A 17401-nucleotide genomic window follows, 5' to 3' on the forward strand; every position below is an offset into this window, starting at 1 on the left:
TCTACCTGATGAAGGCTCGATAGAGAGGAGCAACATCATGTCCGATACTGCCATCGCACGACTGGTGCACGGCTCGACCCTGGGCAATCTGCTGATCGAAGCGAACCAGGCCGGCGTCACCCTGGTTGCGTTCACCGATGAGCTGCCGACCGAATCGACCGGCGAAAATTCCACGGCGCGTGAGCATCTGGAGACCGCAGCAGACCAAATCGACGAATACCTCACCGGCGAACGCCGGCAATTCACCGTCCCGATGGACCTGACGGATATGAGCGCGTTCGATCGAGAGGTCTTGCGGACGCTCGAGGCGACCACGGGATACGGCCGGGCAACCACCTACGGTGCCCTGACCCGGCAACTCGGCCGCGCTCCCGCCGACGCTCGCAAGATCGGCGGCGCGCTGGCTCGTAACCGGCTGCTGATCCTGCTCCCGTGCCACCGTGTGCTCGGGGCCGATGGATCCCTGACCGGTTACGCGGGCGGGCTACCTGCCAAACGGGCCCTGCTCGACCTCGAATCGGCCGACCTCCTGCTGCCGCTGGGCGGATGACGGCGCGATCGGGAATATCGGCGGCGACTGTGTGCTTGCATGAGGTCATGACGAGCGCTGAGTTGTTGGTCGATGCCTTCGGACGGGTGCGGGAGAATGTGCACGGCGCGGTAGAGGGGCTCGGGCAGAATGAGCTCGCGGCGCAGATCGATCCGGACGCCAACTCCATCGCCTGGCTGATCTGGCATCTGACCCGGGTGCAGGACGACCACATAGCGGACGTGGCGGGACTGGAACAGGTGTGGACGGCGGCGGGCTGGGCCAAGCGGTTCGACCTGCCGTTCGCCGATGAGGCGACCGGCTACGGGCACCGCGCCGGCGAGGTCGCCGATCTCGGCGGGATTTCCGCCGAGCTGCTATTGGGCTACTACGACGCGGTGCACACGCAGACGATCGACTACGTAACCGGACTCACCGATGACGATCTGCCCCGCATCGTCGACACCCGCTGGGATCCGCCGGTCACCCTCGGTGTGCGGCTGATCAGCGTCGTGGACGACGATATCCAGCACGCCGGCCAAGCCGCCTTCATTCGCGGAGTTCTGCTGCGCCGCAGGTAATTGGGGCCGGTTGAACCGCAAGGCCCGCTCGGCGAGATCAGTCAGCTGTCTCGGGGGAGGAGCGGGACGACGGCTTGGGCGATTTCGGTGACGTTATCGCAGGGGAAGAGTTTGCGTGGGTGCAGGCCGCGGGGGTCGTCTACGAGGATGTAGAGGGAGCCGGATTTCATATCGATATTGATGGTGCAGCCGCCGGGGATGTCGGGGCGGGCCTCGTAGCGTAGCGCCTTGCGGCCGTCGATGGTGAGTTCGGTTGCGGTGGGGAACTTTTCGCGAACCTGGGCGAGTGTTCCGTTGGTCGTCTGGACGCGGAATGTGTACGTGCTCTGCGCGACGTACAGGCAGCCTTTCCACTGGAAGTTGCCCGTCGAATCCTGCTTGGGTGTGGGGCTGCGGGCGTTCCATTGGTGTTCGGAGAGGAACTGGGGCGTCAGCGCGGTGCAGGGATCGAATGCGGTGTTCGATGTGCTGGACGGCGTGGCCGAGGTACCGGACGTGACAGGTGTGGTGGATGTGGCGGTCGACGTGGAATTGTTTCCGCCACCGCATGCCGCGAGGACGACGGCCGCAGCCGTGATCAGCAGCGCCGCTTTCGACGAGCGCTCGGCGCGGATCCTCATACGCGGATCTGCCGTATCCGGCGGGCGAAGTCTTCATCGGTGCGCTCATAGGCGTCACAGATGGTCTTGAACAGGGTCTGGATTTCCGTGGCGACCGCGATGTACTCGCCGATTGTGTCGTAAGCGTTGTTCGGGCCGCCGAATGCCTTCTCCCTGAACAATTTCACCAGCTCGACGGCAGAGGTCAGGCGCGGGTTGTCCTCACCGAGTCCCCAGGTCGACCGCTCACCGAGTGCACGCGCGTCGTTCTGGACCGAGGACAGGTCGATGATGAAGTTCTGGCAGGCCGCGTCGATATCCAGAAACGCCTGCGGTTCCATTCGCACCTTCAGCGCCCCGGTCTTCGCATCCTCGATATACCCGCCGAAAGCACTGTCGACAGCCATAGTGGTCGCCCCTTCAACTAGTCCCGTCTGATCATAGAGACGCACGCGCCGACGAAACGGTTCCATCGAAAACACAGATTCCCGAAATCGGGCGTTTCCGGCGCCTCCGGCGTCACGATCCTCGACCGAACCGCAGCGGATAGGCTGGGAGTTGAAATCGGTGCGAATCGCACCGCCGAATATCGGAGGACGAGATCGATGAGGATCGCTGGTGAGCATGTCGATGTGCTCATTGTCGGTGCCGGACTGTCCGGCATAGGCGCGGCGTATCACCTGCGGCGGGCCTTCCCGGAGAAGAGCTACACGATTCTGGAGAGCCGCGACGCGATCGGCGGCACCTGGGACCTGTTCCGCTATCCGGGAATTCGCTCCGATTCCGATATGTACACCCTCGGCTACCGCTTCCGTCCGTGGCTAGGGGAGTATTCGATCGCCGACGGCGCGGACATCCTCGACTATGTGCGCGCCACGGCCGCCGAGAGCGGGATCGACCGCCATATCCGCTTCCATCATCGCGTCGTCGGCGCCGAATGGTCGTCGCGGGAAAACCGGTGGACGGTGCGCGCCGAACGCACCGATACCGGCGAAACCGTCACTCTCACAGCCGGATTCCTGTTCTGCTGCTCCGGTTACTACCGCTATGACGAGGGCTACACCCCGGAATTCGCGGGTACCGAGCGTTTCGCCGGGCCGATCATCCACCCGCAGCACTGGCCGGACGATCTGGATGTCGCGGGCAAGCGCGTAGTGCTGATCGGCAGCGGCGCGACCGCGGTCACGCTGGGACCGGCACTGACCGAGCAGGGTGCGCACGTGACGATGCTGCAACGCTCGCCGAGCTACATCATCTCTGCACCCGCCCGCGACGACCTCGCCGTCAAGGCCCGCAAATTCCTGCCGACCCGCGCCGCCTACGCGGTGGCCAGGGCCGAAAATGTGGCGCTGGCAACCGCGATTTACCAACTGAGTCAACGGTATCCGCAATCCATGCGCAAGCGGATCAAGGGCTGGCAGCGGCGCTGGCTGCCCGAGGGCTACGACATCGATACCCATTTCACCCCGACTTACAACCCCTGGGATCAGCGACTGTGCTTGGCCCCCAATGGCGATTTCTTCCGCGCGATCCGCAAGGGTCGATTGGATATCGTGACCGATAAGGTCGAGACATTCACCGAGACGGGCCTGGCGCTCGCCTCCGGTGCGACCCTCGATGCCGACATCGTGATCACCGCAACGGGTTTGAATCTGCTCGCCTTCGGCGGCATCGAACTCGCCGTCGACGGACAGCAGGTGCACCTCGCCGAACACATGGCCTACAAGGCCATGATGCTGTCGGATGTGCCGAATTTCGCGTACATCATCGGATACACCAACGCCTCTTGGACGCTGAAGGCGGATCTGGTGTGCGAGTACGTCGTTCGGCTGCTACGCCACATGTACCGCAACGGATACGACCGCTGCACACCGGTGCGCGATCCGTCCGTCGGCGCGGCGTCGCTATTCCTGAATTTCAATCCGGGTTATGTCCAGCGCGCCGCCAGCCAATTCCCGATCCAGGGCACCAAGGCGCCGTGGCGCCTACGCATGAATTACCTACGCGATCTGGTCACGCTGCGCCACGGCAAGATCACCGATCGCGCGATGGTGTTCGAACGGTCGCGGGATCGGGATCCGGTATCCACACAGGGCTGACGACCGGTCAGTGCGGCTCCGACGACCGCGCGGCCGAGATATTGCGCAACACGCTGGTCGCGTGGTCGTCGAATCGTTCGCGTGGAATATCGATGGTGCCGTCCAGCCATGGGCGGTACATATACGCCATCGCGCCGAAAATGGCGTTCGAGTTGAGGCTGTTCTCGTACTGATCCGGTGGGGTCTGCGGTCCGTCGTCACCCAATCCGATCGTGAGCGCGATCGGCGCGGTGAACAATTCGATGAGCTCGTTGCCTCGGTCGCCGAGTACCCGGGTGGCTTGCGATTCCACGAACATGATCTGGCCGCGCCGGCGATCCTCGACCAGATAATCGGTGAATGCCGAAATGGCATGGCGAAATAGTTTTTGCGGTTCGGGTGGTGCGGTGGCAAGCGCCGCGAGCAGGCGTTCCTGTGCGCCGAGGACGACCGCTTCCAATGCCGCGGTGAGCAGTTTGTCCAGATTCGGGAAACTCTCGTAGAAGTAGCGCTCGGTGAGTCCGGCCTGCCTGCAGACCCCGCGCATGGAGATATCGGATGCTCCGATCGTGGCCATCAACTCGATGGCGGCCTCGACGAGCTGTTCGCGGCGCGCGGCGATTCGGTCGGCCGGGGGCGTGCCGCGCCAGCGGCGCATCCCCGGTATCGATCCATCGGAAACGGCGTCGTTCATGGCCCGATCCTCCCACAGTCGGGAAGTTGACATCATGTGATGTTGACAGCATTTGATGTCGGCAATACATTGATCGTCCAGGGACCAGACGTGAGGACCATCAGATGGGCACTGCTTACGCCGATCAGGCTCATGCCATCAACGCGCGGGACGTCAGCTTTGATTTCGATTCGGTGCCGATGCACTACATCCCCGGCGAAGTCATGGCCACCCACATCATCAATGTGATGCACCTGGTGCTCCCCGAAGGCGAGCGGGCCATGGCGCAGGCGCTGGCCGAGGCCTTACCGCTGATCGATGATGAGCGATTGCGGGAAGAGGTCCGCGGCTTCATCGGTCAGGAGACGATGCACGCCGGTTCCCACGAAAAGGCCCGCCACCAGTTGGAACGCCTCGGACTCGAGGTCGGGCCGATGGTGGATCGCGTCGCCTGGCTGATCGATCGGCTGCTCGGCGACCACGGACTGTCCGGCCGGGCCAGACACGAATGGCTGTGCGAGCGGCTGGCCCTGTTCGCGGGGATGGAGCACTACACCGCCGTCATCGGCGAATGGCTGCTCACCAACGACAAATTGGCGGCCAAGGGGATGCATCCGGCGATGCTGGATCTCGTCCGCTGGCACGGCGCCGAGGAGGTCGAACATCGCAGCGTGGTCTACGACGCGTACATGCATCTCGACGGCGGCTATGCCCGCAAGGCGCGTCAGGCGTTGATCGCCAGTTCGGGATTGCTCGCGCTGTTCGTGATTTCGGGTGCCTACCTCTTCCAGCGCGACCCATCGCCGAACAAGGGCCGGTGGTGGCCGCTACAGATGGCCAGTGCCTCGCTGCGCGGTGTGGTCCCGAACTTCACCACCTTCTTGACCGAGATTCCGCGGTACCTGCGGCCGGGATTCCATCCCTCCCAACTCGGTCCGATGGATAACGCACTGCGCTACCTCGCGCAGTCGCCGGCGGCACGGGCACGCTCATGACCGCCGTTGAGGAGCAGTTCCGGCCGGGAGCCGGGCTGCGGATGATCGCTTCGGCGGTGGACACCTACAAGCGGGTGTTCACCGAAGGGAAAGCGGCGCAGCTGCTTTCGCGACCACAGCCGGTGCGGCGCACCGGCTACGATTTCGAGCTGGCGATCTTGGGAATCGAGGTCGAGGCCGACGAGGTGGTCAGCCTGACCTTGTGCGATCCAGGCGGGGCGGACCTGCCCGCCTGGACGCCGGGCGCCCATATCGATGTATTCCTGCCCTCGGGTCGGCAGCGGCAGTATTCGCTGAACAGCGACCCGGAGGATCGCAGCTGCTACCGAATCGCGGTGCGGTACATCCCCGATGGCGATGGTGGTTCCTGCGAGATCCACGAGCGGCTGCGCGTCGGCGACCGACTGTGGGTGCGGGGCCCGCGCAATGCCTTCCCGCTCATCGACGCACCGGAGTATTTCTTCGTCGCGGGCGGTATCGGGATCACGCCGATTCTGCCGATGGTCACCGCCACCGAACGTGCCGGAATACCGTGGCGGCTCATGTATTTCGGACGCTCGCGGGCGCGGATGCCGTTCCTGTACGAGCTCGCCCACTTCACCGGTGGTGATGTGGTGGTCCGACCCGATGACGAGTTCGGAGTGCCGGATCCGCGGATGATCTTCGAACAGACGCCGACCGGTGCCGCGGTATATGTCTGTGGACCACCGGCATTGGCGGAAGCCGCGCGCAGGGTGTTGCTGTTGCACGATCCGACCGCCTCGCTGCATACCGAGCGCTTTTCGGCGGTACCCGTCAGCGACGGCGCGCCGTTCCGTATTCGATTGCGCCGCAGTGGAACCGAGGTCGATGTCGCCGCCGACGAGTCCGCGCTGAGCGCGATCCGGCGGGCGGTGCCCGGTGTCGCGTACTCGTGTCAGCAGGGTTTCTGTGGGACGTGCCGGGCGAGTGTAATCGCCGGTGAGGTCGAGCACCGGGACCGGGCGCTACTGCCCGGCGATCGCAACAGTGCGATGCTCACCTGCGTATCGCGTTCTCGCGGTGGCGAACTCGAACTCGATCTGTAGATTCACTCCGCGGCCGGGAAGATACCCGGCAGTGTCATGGCGTATTCGAGATCGGCGCGGGTACCGAGCGTGGTGAGCAGCACCCGGATCATGGTGAGCCGTCCGGCGGCGACGGTTTGCGCGTCCGGCTCGGCGCCGGGCGCGGTACCCGCCGAAATGCGATAGACCACGTACTCGCAAACATGCAGGGCCGCATCGAGATCCAGTGGTGAGGGGACCGGGCGGCCCAATTCGGTGAACGTGTCGCGCACCAGCGCGCGGATATCGTCCAGTGCCCGTTCGCGATAGGCCGATACCGGTGAGGCCGGATCGTGCAGTTCGGCGAACAACGGCCGCAGCATCGCACCGTGGCCGCGGGCCCAGCCGAGGTAGGCATCGATGAGACGAATGCCGAGTTCGACGGGCTCGTCGGGACCGGTCAGTGCCGTGCGGATGCCGTCGACGAGGCCGTCGTTGGATGCCTCCAGGACGACGTGCAGCGGTTCGGTGGCATTGCCGAAATAGCGGTAGAAGGTGGGTCGGGCGAGTCCGGCCTGTTCGATGATCTGGGCGACGCTGAGTCCGCGCGAACCGCCGCGGGTGAATACCGCCGCGGTGGCGAGCACGATGCGGGCGCGGACCTCCTCGGCCTGCTCCTGGGTCTGCGGTGGTCGGCCCCGGCGGGCCGCGCTATTCGTCTGGGAAGTGTCAGTGGACATGGTGATGCCTCACAACTCGAAGCCTGACCCGTCTGTGTGCCACACCTGACAGCTTGACACGAGGCGCGGCACCGACATTAATCTAACACTAGTGTTCAGGAAATAACCGAACCCGGCTTACCGCCTCGTCCAGCACAGGCGCCCGACCCAGGAGAGGGCCGACAATGACGACCGCCCGCCAGCTGACCGAACCGACGGCCCTGCCCGCGGCCCTGGTGCAACCCTTGCTAGATCGGGCGATCGCGGGCGCTGCCCCCGCGGTCGAGGTCTTCGCACCCGCGACCGGGCGCAAGATCGCGGACCTGCCGCAGTCCTCGACCGGCGATATCGAGACCGCCTTCGCGACCGCGCGCACCGAGCAGCGGGAATGGGCGCGGCGCTCGGTCCGTGAGCGGGTCGCGGTGCTGCGGAAATTCCATGACATCGTGCTGGCCGAACAGGACACCATCCTCGATATCGTGCAGACCGAGACCGGCAAGTCCCGAGCGCATGCTTTCGACGAGGTCGGGGATGTGGCGGTCAATGCCAGGTACTACGCGTCGGTCGCGAACAGGCTGTTGGCCACCCGCAAGCCGCGTGGTGTGCTGCCGGTATTGACCCAGGTCGATGTCCGGCACCGGCCCAAGGGCGTGGTCGCGGTGATCTCGCCGTGGAACTATCCGCTGGCGCTGGCCGTCTCCGACGCCCTGCCCGCATTGGTCGCCGGAAATGCCGTGGTCGCGCGGCCGGACAACCAGACCGCACTGACCGCGCTGTGGGCCATCGATGCAGCCGAGCGCGCCGGGCTGCCGCGCGGACTCTGGCAGGCGGTGCTCGGCCGTGGTTCGGTGATCGGCGGTGAGGTGATCGCGCGCGCCGATTATGTCGACTACACCGGGTCCAGTGCGACCGGCCGGACCATCGCGCAGCAGGCCGGGGAGCGGCTGATCGGCTATTCGCTCGAACTCGGCGGGAAGAACCCGCTGCTGGTGCTCGCCGATGCGGATGTCTCCAGGGCGGCCAAGATCGCGATCCGGGCCTGCTTCGCCTCGGCGGGGCAACTGTGCGAGTCGATGGAGCGAATCTATGTGCACGACAAGGTCTACGACCAGTTCGTCGGCGAATTCATCGAGCATGTGCGGGCGATCGAATTGGGCGGTGGGCTCGATTACGCCAGTGATATGGGGTCTTTGACGTTCCAGCGCCAATTGGACACCGTCAGTGCGCATGTCGACGATGCCGTCGCGAAGGGTGCGCAGGTGCTGGCGGGCGGTAAGGCGCGTCCCGATCTCGGACCGTACTTCTACGAGCCGACCGTGCTGACCGGCGTGCGGCCCGGGATGACTGTGTATCGCGAGGAGACCTTCGGGCCGGTGGTTTCGATCTATCGGGTCGGCAGCGACGACGAGGCGGTCGAACAGGCCAACGACACCGCATACGGCCTCAATGCGAGTGTCTGGACCAAGGATGTCGATCGAGGTCGTCGGGTAGCCGCGCGCATCAATGCGGGTTCGGTGAATGTGAACGAGGGCTTCATCGCGGCCTGGGGCAGTGCGGACGCGCCATCGGGCGGGCTCGGCATTTCGGGTACCGGGCGTCGGCACGGTCCGGAGGGCTTGTTGAAGTACATCGACACCCAGACGATCGCGGTGCAGCGGATGCTCCCGATCGCACCGCTGCCCGGTATGTCCGAGGAATTGTGGGCCAAGACCATGACGCTGTATTTCGGAGTCATGAAGGCGCTACGCCAAAAGTAATTGCGCCAAAAGCTATTTCACGACGAAATCACGATGAGGATGAATGAAACTGGACACGGTAGCCGATAAGAAGGTCCTGGTCACGGGCGCGGCAATGGGCCTGGGCAAGCTGTTCGCCGAGCGGGCGGTGCGTGAGGGTGCGGCCGCGGTGGTGCTGTGGGATATCAACGAAACCGCGCTGAAGGAGACCGCGGTCGAGTTGTCCGGTCGCGGCGTCGCCATCCATCACTATGTGGTCGACGTGTCCGCGCAGGACGCCATCGGCGAGGCCGCGGCGGCGGTGCGCGCCGACGTCGGCGATATCGACATCCTGATCAACAATGCGGGCATCGTGCGCGGCAACAGCTACTTCTGGGAGACCACCGATCGCGCCGATATCGATAAAACGATGGCGATCAATTCCCTTGCGCCGATGTACATTACGCTCGAATTCCTGCCCGCGATGGTGCGTGGCACGGGCTCGTCGCGCGTCATGACCATCGCGTCCTCGGCTGGTCTGGTTTCCAATCCGCGCATGAGCGTGTACGCGGCCTCGAAGTGGGCGGCGCTGGGCTGGTCGGATTCGGTGCGCATCGAGCTGGAACAGGCGGGCCACGACCATGTGCGGATCACCACGGTCTGTCCGACCTACATCAATACCGGAATGTTCAATGGCGCAAAGGGTTTCCTGTTCACGCCGATTCTCGAACAGGACGATGTCGTCGACACCTCGTGGCGCGAAATGAAAGCGGGCACTGCGCTGGTGATCCTGCCGTGGACATCCCGGCTCAACAAGGCGATCTCCGGTCTGCTGCCGATCAAACTGCGCGATCTGTTCCTGAATTCGGTTGGCGTGTACCACTCGATGGACGAGTTCACCGGTCGCAAGAAGTAGCGGCCTCAGAAGGTCGTGGTGAGCCGCGCGACGCCGGATCCGGCCAGACCGGACAGTCCCGCCACGCGGCCCGTCGACACCAGCAGCAGATCGCTGAGCGGGCCGCGGATCTCGGCAGGGCCGTCGCCCGCCGACCAGTCGGCATCGACGGCCGTCAACCGGATGCCGCGCAGGCGCTGGCGTGCATCGTAGAAGCGACTCCCGATGATGTGATCGAGAGCGGCGACGCCGGGTTTGGTCGGTACTTCCCGCACGCGTCCGAGCGGCCGTGCGATGTCCGGGCCGTGAATGATGGTGTCGGCCAGCGGATCGAGCGGTCCGGCGCCCGGGGCCCGGCGCGTCCAACCCGCCGATTCGCGAAGTTGGGCTGTGAGTTCGGCCGACGTGAATCGGGCGGCGCGCTCGCGGACGAGGTCGGCGGTCATCCGGTTCCAATCGCCGCGAGCCCGGAGCACACCGAGCAGCGTCCGCCCGAGCGTGACGCGGTTGGACAGCGTTACATGCGCGAGGACCTCGTGCACTGTCCAGTCGTCGCACAGTGACGTGACGGTCCAACTCGTGGTCGTCGAGATCGTCTAGGAAATCGGCGAGTTCGAGGCGCTCGGCCTGCGTCCACAGCTGGATCTCGTCAGAGGTCATGGTGTGCTCCGCCTTTCGGATGGGTCATCCGGATAGACCGGGCGGCCATGTCGATTTCATCGGCGTCGCGTGGTGATCTGAATCATATGTCCGGCTTGGTGCCGATGACGACGGTGGAGTAGAGCTCGTCGGATTCGGCGACGCGGCCGGTGAAGCCGTGCGCGGCGAGGACAGTGACCGAGGGCCTGGCCTGGGCTTCGGTGGATTCGACCAGCAGGTGGCCGCCCGGCGCGAGCCAGGTACGGGCGGCGGTGACGACGCGGCGGAAGATATCCAGGCCGTCGGGTCCGCCGTCGAGGGCGGTGCGCGGTTCGTAATCGCGTGCCTCCGGCGGCATCCTGGCGATCATCTCCGATGGCACGTACGGGGTGTTGGCGAGCAGGATATTGATTCGGCCGCACAATTCACGGGGGAGCGGCTCGAAAAGGTCGCCTGCGTAGACGGGTGCGCCGATCGGGGTGAGGTTGCGGCGGGCGCATTCGACCGCCGCGGGTTCGATATCGGTGGCGGCGAGTTCTATCGGGCGGCCTTCGGTGGCAAGAGTGTGTGCCAGCGCGAGACCCAATGCGCCTGAGCCGCAACATATATCGACGACGACAGGGTGCGAAGGCAGGGCGCGGGCGAGTTCGGCGGCCTCGTCGACGAGGAAGGCGGTGCGCTGGCGCGGTACGAAGACGCCAGGCGCGACCGCAACGCGGATGCCGTGGAATTCGGTCCAGCCCAGCAGGTATTCCAGCGGTGTTCCGGAAACCCGCTGTGCGACCAAGTCGCTGAGATCGGCACCGGTCTCCGCCGCCGCGGCGATGAGCAACCGCGCCTCGTCCTCGGCGAATACACAGCCCGCCGCGCGCAGTTGCGCGACCACATCTCCGGTTGGTGTCATCGGGATATCGTGCCGTGTGGATGGGGTGCGATGGGTCCGAGCGTGTACATTTGCGCGAATTATGCCATTTTCAGCACGCTCGGACCCGTCGCGTTCAGCGTGCGGTCGCGAGCTGGAACGTCCGCGTCGCGTCCAGGTAGATGCCGCGCTGCGCCTGCCTGGCAGGCGGCGGCAACTGCGATACCAGTTGCTCGAGTGAGGTGGTCGCCCCGACCACCTGAGTGCCCGCGACAATGAAATCGGCGACCGCGCGCCGGATGTGGTTCGGCGAGGTCACCACGACCGCGCTGTTCGCGCCGAGACTGCGCAGCATCTCGGTGCTGAACAGCGCGTTCTGCACCGTAGATCCGGCTCGGCCCTCGACATTGATCCGGGATGCGGGCAGCCCCTTGCCGACCAGCCAGGCCCGCATGGCCTCGGCCTCGGTGATCCCGTTCTGCGGGTTTCCGCCGGTGACGACGATCGGTGAAAGTGGCGAGGCGACCGCCTGCAACCACGCCGTGGTCAGCCGGTTCACCAGTTCGGGGCGCAGCGAACCGTCCGGGAGCAGACCGTAGCCGAGCACCACGATTCCGGTCTGCGGTCCGACGAGCGCGGGCAGCGGATTCGGCAGGGTGGCGACCGCGGCGCCGATTGCGCCGAGCACATTATTGGTCCCCTGGGCCATTGCCGGGTCGAGGGCATTGAGGCGGACCAGTGCATCGGCCATAGCGGGCAGATCATTGGCGTAATGCGACCAGATCGCCTGCAGCGAAAGGGCCTCGGCATCGGCCGGGTCGGCGGCGATCAGCTGTCGGAGTTCGGCGCGGCCGACGGCATCGTCGCCGTCGGTGAAGGCGCGCTGGGCGGAGTTGTAGAGGGCGTCGGTTTCCGGCGCCGCGATGGCGGGTGCGCTCGATAGTCCGGTGATGGTCGCGGCCGCGAACGCGGTCGCGACCCATAGTTTCCAATGCCTCGAGATCTTCACTACAGTCGACACCTTTCCACGCGTGAAACGGGGCTTTCGGTAGGTGAGCTGACAGTTAGCCGTGGGCAAGCACAACCACGATACGACTGGTAACAGCCATAATCGGGTAATTGCCAGGCGTTGCTTCCGGCGTCTTGGCAAACCGGGCGGCGCGCGGGGTGCCCGCCGAAACCGGCCGTGCGGTGCAGCCGATAAGGTGTGACAACGTGGATACCGTTTCGCTGTCCGGCAAGGAACTCGCCGCCGCCATCAACGCCGACACCAAGCAGCGCGCCGCCGCGCTCACCGCGAGCGGAACCGCGCCGCGCCTGGCCCTGATCGTGGCCAATGACGATCCGGCCAGCGCGTGGTACGTGAACTCGCTGCGCAAGGCTGCCGAACGTCTCGGAATCGCCTGCGACACCATCGAACTCGGCGCCGACGCGAGCATCGAGCGAATCCGCGACGAACTCACCGCCCGCAGTGCGGACACCGCCATCGACGCGATCATGCTGCAGACTCCGCTGCCCGCCGGTGTCACCCTCGACGATGTCAGCTCCGCCATCGCCGCGGGCAAGGACGTCGACGGCGTCAGCCCGCTCTCGCTCGGCCTGCTCGCCTCCGGCCTCGACGGCTTCGTCCCCGCCACCTCCGAGGCCGTCGTCGAACTACTGAAGCATCACGAAATCCCGCTCGCCGGACGGCATGTCGCCGTCGTCGGCCGCTCCAATATCGTCGGTAAGCCCCTTGCGCAACTCCTGCTCGCTGAAAACGCCACCGTCACCATCTGCCATTCCCGCACCACCGACCTCCCCGCCGTCACCTCCGCTGCCGACATCGTGGTAGCCGCTGCCGGCCGCATCGGCCTGGTCACCGGCAAACACATTCGCGAGGGCGCCACCGTCATCGATGTGGGCACCAACGAAGATCCCGACGGCAAAATCGTCGGCGACGTAGCCGCGGAAACCGTCCGCGGCAAGGCCGCCGCCCTCAGCCCCGTGCCAGGCGGCATCGGCCCGGTAACCACCGCCCTCCTCATGCGCCACGTAGTAACCGCCGCCGAAAACACCCACCCCGCCTGAGTTATCGGTTTCGATTCTCGAGTAGCGGATGCCCAACCAAGCGAACAGGGCGGCGTCGGGTAGAGCCGGTTGATGGTTACGCCGGTGGTTGGTTTACGGTCGGATCCGCCACAAGCGCACGGTTCCGTCGTATGAGGCGCTCGCCAAACGGCCGTCGGGGAGTGCGGCGAGGCTGCGGACGAAATCGTTGTGGTGGAACACCTCGAGTTCGGTGAGATCGGCTGCGCGCCATATTCGTACGGCACCGTCCTCGCCTCCGCTGGCGATGAGGTTCCCGGACAGAGGTGTCACTGCGCAGACGGCACCGGTGTGCGCTTTACGCGCGGTCGGCTCGCGTATCACCGTTTTGGAATCTGATGTCCGATCGGGCAGAGTTGGGGGTGTCGCCGCGTCGGAGGGGTCTGTCTGCTCATGTGACGCAGTCGGATTCAGCGCAACAGGGTGCGCTTCGTCATCGAGTCGCTGGGATCGATAGCCGGGCAGGTTCCAGGTGCGCAGCCATCCTTCGGCATCCCCGCTGATCACGGTGCCCGATGAGGTGACGGCCAGCGCGCGGACGGGTGCGGGCGCTCGCACACTCCCGACAAGTCCGCCCTCCGCATCCCAGACCCCGATGGTGCCGTCCTCTGAGCCGGTAATCAATTGCGCGCCAACGGAAACCACGGCCCACACCCAGCCGCCGATCTCGAGCGCACCATCCGACCCGTCCGCCCGCCACCATCGAAGCCGCCCGTCCGCGCCGCCGGTGACGACTCGGCCATCGGGTAGGGCACCGGCACACAGCATCGCGCCGTCGTGATGTCCGACCGTATGCGGCTCCCATGACCGCCAGACGCGGACGGCGCCGTCGCGCGACCCGCTCCACAGCTCCCCGTTCGGATGCGCGAGCAGGGCGGTCACCGAACTATCGTGACCGCGCAGTGTGCGCCACTGGGCATAGCCATCGCGGGTCGGCTCCCAGATGCGGATGGTGCGGTCGCGAGAAGCGGTCGCGAGCGTGCCGTCAGCGCATGCCGCGACGCTCCACACATACCCATCGTGCCCGCGCAGGATCCCGTCCGATGAAGTGTCGTATTGCTCCCGCTTGTAGAGCACGTCGGTACGCATCACCCACTTCGTGCCGTGCGTGACCGGTTCGCCGTCGTGCCAGAGCGCATGATCGAAGACCACGATGGTTCCGGCCTCGGGTCCAACCGCACCGAGCGAGGCGGCACCCGGTTCGCCGCCGGCATAGAAGCGGGTGCGCCCACCATCGAACTCGGTGCTGTCGTTGAGATAGATCATGCACGTCAGCCGGGAGACGACGGTGCTGCTGCGGGCATGCGCACCATCGCGGTGGGTGGCGAAGGATTGACCGCCGCGGTAGCGGCAGTACCGGAACCGCTCATTGAGGCCGACAAGCCGCCAGTGGGCGCCGTCGATGTGCAACCGCGCGGGAAGGAATTCGGCGATCCTGCTGAACAGCGTATCCGCCAGCACCGGGTCGTCGCGGACCAGCCGGTCATTGTTGCGATAAGACCCCGGATAGTGCGCGCCGGTCGGTACGAAGCCTGAATCCGTTGCCGTATTGATGATTTCGGCGCACTCAGGGGCGGCGAACACCCCGCGCAACAGGAAGCAGGTCCGTGCTCCGGCGGCAATGCCGGTCTGTACCTTCGCAATCGGACCGGCGGGCAAGTCCAACATGTCCCAATTCAGCCTCGGGGCCGCGGGGAAGTCAACGAGATGTTCGTCCCAGTGGATTCGCCGACCGATGCCTCCGAATCGAGTGCCGCAAGTAATTCACGAAGCGTTGTGCGCTGCTCGGCGCTCAGGCCGGCGAAGACCTCCTCGGCTGCCGCACGGCGGGCAGCGGCCATCTGGGAGAGCGCGGCTCGGCCGGACTCGGTCAGCGTCACCAGGGTCGAGCGGCGGTTGGTCGGGTCGGGCGCGCGCGAGACCAGCCCTGCGGTTTCGAGCGCATCGACGACGGTGGTGGCCGATCGCGGCACGATGCCGAGGTGGTCGGCGATTGCCGCCATCCGCAGAGGCTCGTCGTGGTGGCCGAAAATGCGGAGAGCACGGGCTTGACCTGGGGTAATGCCCAGGGGAGCGAGACGCGCGACCTGGTTGCGGCGGATGCGTTTCGCGGTGCGCAGGAACAGCTCGGGGAGATCGGGATCGAGCGCGGTAGCCATTTGTTGAGCATAACTCATTGTTTTGGGAACAATTATGAGTCATGCTCAGTTTCATGACGTAGTCCTCGGAAAGGAGGCGCCTATGCAGCCCCCTCATCAACTTCGCCGGATCGTCCGGTTGTTTCGCCCGTATCGCGCGCGCCTGGCACTCGTTGCCGCGCTCGTCGGTTTGTCGTCACTGGTCGCGCTGGCATCGCCGTTCATGCTGCGCGGCATCCTCGACGATGCCCTGCCGCACGGCCGCACCGGTCTGCTGACCGCCCTCGCCGCAGGCATGGTCGCGGTCGCCGCACTCACCAGTATCTTCGGCGTGCTTCAGACCTATATTTCCACCGCGGTCGGTCAAGAGGTCATGCACGATCTGCGCTCCGCGGTGTATGCGCAGTTGCAGCGAATGCCGTTGTCGTTCTTCACGACCACCCGCACCGGCGAAGTGCAGTCGCGGATCGCCAACGATATCGGCGGCATGCAATCGACGGTCACCTCGACCGCGACCTCACTGGTCTCGAACTTCACCACCGTGATCGCCTCGGTGATCGCCATGATCGCCCTCGACTGGCGGCTCACCTTGGTCTCGCTGATCATGCTGCCGTTCTTCGTCTGGATCAGCCGCCGCGTCGGCGACGAACGCAGGAAGATCACCGCGCAGCGGCAGCAGAAATTGGCGGGCATGTCGGCGATCGTGGAGGAATCGCTCTCGGTGAGCGGCATTCTGCTCGGGCGCACGATGGGCCGCTCGCCCGCGCTGGTCGACGATTTCGCGCGGGAGTCACGCGGGCTGGTGGACCTGGAGATCCGATCCGGCATGGCCGGACGGTGGCGGCAGTCGACGATTCAGATCGTCATGGCGGCCATGCCAGCGATCGTCTACTGGGCGGCGGGATTGACCGTGGCAGCCGGACATCCGCTGGTCTCGATCGGCACGTTGGTTGCCTTCACGACCTTGCAGACGAGCCTGCTGCGGCCGATGGTGCAGTTGCTGAACACCGGTGTGGAGGTGCAGAGTTCCATGTCGCTGTTCAGCCGGATCTTCGAATACCTGGACCTGAGGCCGGAGGTCGAGGAACCGATAACGCCGGTGCCGGTACCGGATTCGGGTGTCAAGGGCGAGGTCCGCTTCGAGCACGTCGGCTTCAGTTATGGATCCGGAACACGGGATGTGTTGCAGGACATCGACATCTGCGTGCCCGCCGGATCCAGTCTGGCCATTGTCGGCGAAACCGGTTCGGGCAAAACCACACTCGGCTACCTGGTCGCGCGACTCTACGATGTGACATCCGGACGGGTGGAGATCGACGGAATCGATGTGCGGGACTTGTCCTTTGCCGATCTCGCCGCCGCCGTCGGTGTGGTGTCGCAGGAGACCTACCTGTTCCACGCCTCGGTCGCGGACAATCTGCGCTTCGCCAAACCCGATGCGACCGACGAGGAGCTGTACGCCGCGGCGCGGGCCGCGCAGATCCACGACCATATCGCGAGCCTGCCGGACGGTTATGACACGCTGGTCGGCGAGCGCGGCTATCGGTTCTCCGGCGGTGAGAAGCAGCGTCTGGCGGTGGCGCGGGTGATCCTGCGCAACCCGCCGATCCTGGTGCTCGACGAGGCCACCAGTGCCCTGGACAACCGGACCGAGCAGGAGGTGCAGGCCGCCATCGATGCGCTGTCCGAAGGCCGGACCACCATCACCATCGCGCACCGGCTCTCCACCATTCGCGACGCCGACCAGATCGTCGTACTCGATCGCGGCCAGATCATCGAACGCGGCACCCACCGCGAGCTCATGGACTCAGACGGCCGCTACGCCGCCCTGGCCTCCGGCGGCGACCTCCTCCAAGCCGCCTGAC

Annotated in this window: 18 protein-coding genes; 9 read left to right on the top strand and 9 right to left on the bottom strand. The window is 65.5% G+C overall.

Features of this window, described 5'->3' with window-relative positions; translation table 11 throughout:
* Positions 1-37 precede the first annotated feature (37 nt).
* Both ACFYOW_RS28270 and ACFYOW_RS28275 read left to right on the top strand, forming a co-directional pair.
* The gene (locus ACFYOW_RS28270) at positions 38-550 is read left to right on the top strand and encodes a methylated-DNA--[protein]-cysteine S-methyltransferase (protein WP_387292882.1); all 513 of its coding nucleotides are present in this window, start codon (positions 38-40) and stop codon (positions 548-550) included.
* Positions 551-597: 47 nt separating this feature from the next.
* On the top strand, positions 598-1110 hold the full coding sequence (locus ACFYOW_RS28275) for a DUF664 domain-containing protein (protein WP_387292884.1): 513 nt from the start codon (positions 598-600) through the stop codon (positions 1108-1110).
* A 41-nt stretch (positions 1111-1151) separates the two neighbouring features.
* On the opposite strand, the gene ACFYOW_RS28280 is transcribed toward ACFYOW_RS28275, so the two are convergent.
* Positions 1152-1730, bottom strand: a complete 579-nt coding sequence (locus ACFYOW_RS28280) for a DUF3558 domain-containing protein (protein ID WP_387292886.1) — start codon at positions 1728-1730, stop codon at positions 1152-1154.
* Positions 1727-2335 (bottom strand): hypothetical protein, encoded by a 609-nt coding sequence (locus ACFYOW_RS28285; protein WP_387292888.1) that lies wholly within the window; start codon positions 2333-2335, stop codon positions 1727-1729. The genes ACFYOW_RS28280 and ACFYOW_RS28285 overlap by 4 nt, the downstream gene beginning before the upstream one ends.
* Here ACFYOW_RS28285 and ACFYOW_RS28290 point away from each other — a divergent pair.
* Positions 2315-3808, top strand: coding sequence for a flavin-containing monooxygenase (locus ACFYOW_RS28290; RefSeq protein ID WP_387292890.1), 1494 nt, complete (start codon positions 2315-2317; stop codon positions 3806-3808). The two genes, ACFYOW_RS28285 and ACFYOW_RS28290, sit on opposite strands and share 21 nt — an antisense overlap.
* 7 nt (positions 3809-3815) lie before the next feature.
* Here the strand turns inward: ACFYOW_RS28290 and ACFYOW_RS28295 are convergent, their stop codons facing one another.
* On the bottom strand, positions 3816-4481 hold the full coding sequence (locus tag ACFYOW_RS28295) for a TetR/AcrR family transcriptional regulator (protein WP_387292892.1): 666 nt from the start codon (positions 4479-4481) through the stop codon (positions 3816-3818).
* A gap of 104 nt (positions 4482-4585) precedes the next feature.
* Here ACFYOW_RS28295 and ACFYOW_RS28300 point away from each other — a divergent pair, with 104 nt between their 5' ends.
* Both ACFYOW_RS28300 and ACFYOW_RS28305 read left to right on the top strand, forming a co-directional pair.
* Positions 4586-5455, top strand: coding sequence for a metal-dependent hydrolase (locus ACFYOW_RS28300; RefSeq protein WP_387292894.1), 870 nt, complete (start codon positions 4586-4588; stop codon positions 5453-5455).
* The gene (locus tag ACFYOW_RS28305; RefSeq protein WP_387292896.1) at positions 5452-6522 is read left to right on the top strand and encodes a PDR/VanB family oxidoreductase; all 1071 of its coding nucleotides are present in this window, start codon (positions 5452-5454) and stop codon (positions 6520-6522) included. The genes ACFYOW_RS28300 and ACFYOW_RS28305 overlap by 4 nt, the downstream gene beginning before the upstream one ends.
* Before the next feature lie 2 nt (positions 6523-6524).
* On the opposite strand, the gene ACFYOW_RS28310 is transcribed toward ACFYOW_RS28305, so the two are convergent.
* Complete coding sequence (locus tag ACFYOW_RS28310; protein WP_387292898.1) at positions 6525-7220, bottom strand: TetR/AcrR family transcriptional regulator; 696 nt, start codon at positions 7218-7220, stop codon at positions 6525-6527.
* A 164-nt stretch (positions 7221-7384) separates the two neighbouring features.
* On the opposite strand from ACFYOW_RS28310, the gene ACFYOW_RS28315 reads away from it, so the two are divergent.
* Positions 7385-8956 carry a succinic semialdehyde dehydrogenase gene (locus ACFYOW_RS28315; RefSeq protein WP_387292900.1) on the top strand — a complete coding sequence of 524 codons (1572 nt, stop codon included), beginning with the start codon at positions 7385-7387 and terminating at the stop codon, positions 8954-8956.
* Positions 8957-8999: 43 nt separating this feature from the next.
* Positions 9000-9830 (top strand): SDR family oxidoreductase, encoded by an 831-nt coding sequence (locus ACFYOW_RS28320; protein ID WP_387292902.1) that lies wholly within the window; start codon positions 9000-9002, stop codon positions 9828-9830.
* A 5-nt stretch (positions 9831-9835) separates the two neighbouring features.
* On the opposite strand, the gene ACFYOW_RS28325 is transcribed toward ACFYOW_RS28320, so the two are convergent.
* The 3 genes from ACFYOW_RS28325 to ACFYOW_RS28335 all read right to left on the bottom strand — a co-directional run bounded on the left by ACFYOW_RS28325 (position 9836) and on the right by ACFYOW_RS28335 (position 12319).
* Positions 9836-10351, bottom strand: a complete 516-nt coding sequence (locus ACFYOW_RS28325) for a maleylpyruvate isomerase family mycothiol-dependent enzyme (protein ID WP_387292904.1) — start codon at positions 10349-10351, stop codon at positions 9836-9838.
* Positions 10352-10551: 200 nt separating this feature from the next.
* Positions 10552-11352, bottom strand: coding sequence for a putative protein N(5)-glutamine methyltransferase (locus ACFYOW_RS28330; RefSeq protein ID WP_387292906.1), 801 nt, complete (start codon positions 11350-11352; stop codon positions 10552-10554).
* Positions 11353-11446: 94 nt separating this feature from the next.
* Complete coding sequence (locus ACFYOW_RS28335) at positions 11447-12319, bottom strand: YdcF family protein (RefSeq protein WP_387292908.1); 873 nt, start codon at positions 12317-12319, stop codon at positions 11447-11449.
* 206 nt (positions 12320-12525) lie between these two features.
* Here ACFYOW_RS28335 and ACFYOW_RS28340 point away from each other — a divergent pair, with 206 nt between their 5' ends.
* Positions 12526-13380 (top strand): bifunctional 5,10-methylenetetrahydrofolate dehydrogenase/5,10-methenyltetrahydrofolate cyclohydrolase, encoded by an 855-nt coding sequence (locus ACFYOW_RS28340; protein WP_387292910.1) that lies wholly within the window; start codon positions 12526-12528, stop codon positions 13378-13380.
* A gap of 93 nt (positions 13381-13473) precedes the next feature.
* Here the strand turns inward: ACFYOW_RS28340 and ACFYOW_RS28345 are convergent, their stop codons facing one another.
* Both ACFYOW_RS28345 and ACFYOW_RS28350 read right to left on the bottom strand, forming a co-directional pair.
* A complete protein-coding gene (locus ACFYOW_RS28345; protein WP_387292912.1) occupies positions 13474-15066 on the bottom strand; it encodes a 2OG-Fe(II) oxygenase in 1593 nt (530 codons plus the stop codon).
* An 8-nt stretch (positions 15067-15074) separates the two neighbouring features.
* Positions 15075-15557: a MarR family winged helix-turn-helix transcriptional regulator gene (locus tag ACFYOW_RS28350; RefSeq protein ID WP_387292914.1), complete on the bottom strand. Its 483-nt coding sequence runs from the start codon at positions 15555-15557 to the stop codon at positions 15075-15077.
* A gap of 82 nt (positions 15558-15639) precedes the next feature.
* Between ACFYOW_RS28350 and ACFYOW_RS28355 the strand changes: the two genes are divergently transcribed.
* Positions 15640-17400 (top strand): ABC transporter ATP-binding protein, encoded by a 1761-nt coding sequence (locus tag ACFYOW_RS28355; RefSeq protein ID WP_387292916.1) that lies wholly within the window; start codon positions 15640-15642, stop codon positions 17398-17400.
* Position 17401 lies beyond the last annotated feature (1 nt).

The sequence above is a fragment of the Nocardia sp. NPDC006982 genome (assembly GCF_042869435.1).
Lineage (GTDB): Bacteria > Actinomycetota > Actinomycetes > Mycobacteriales > Mycobacteriaceae > Nocardia.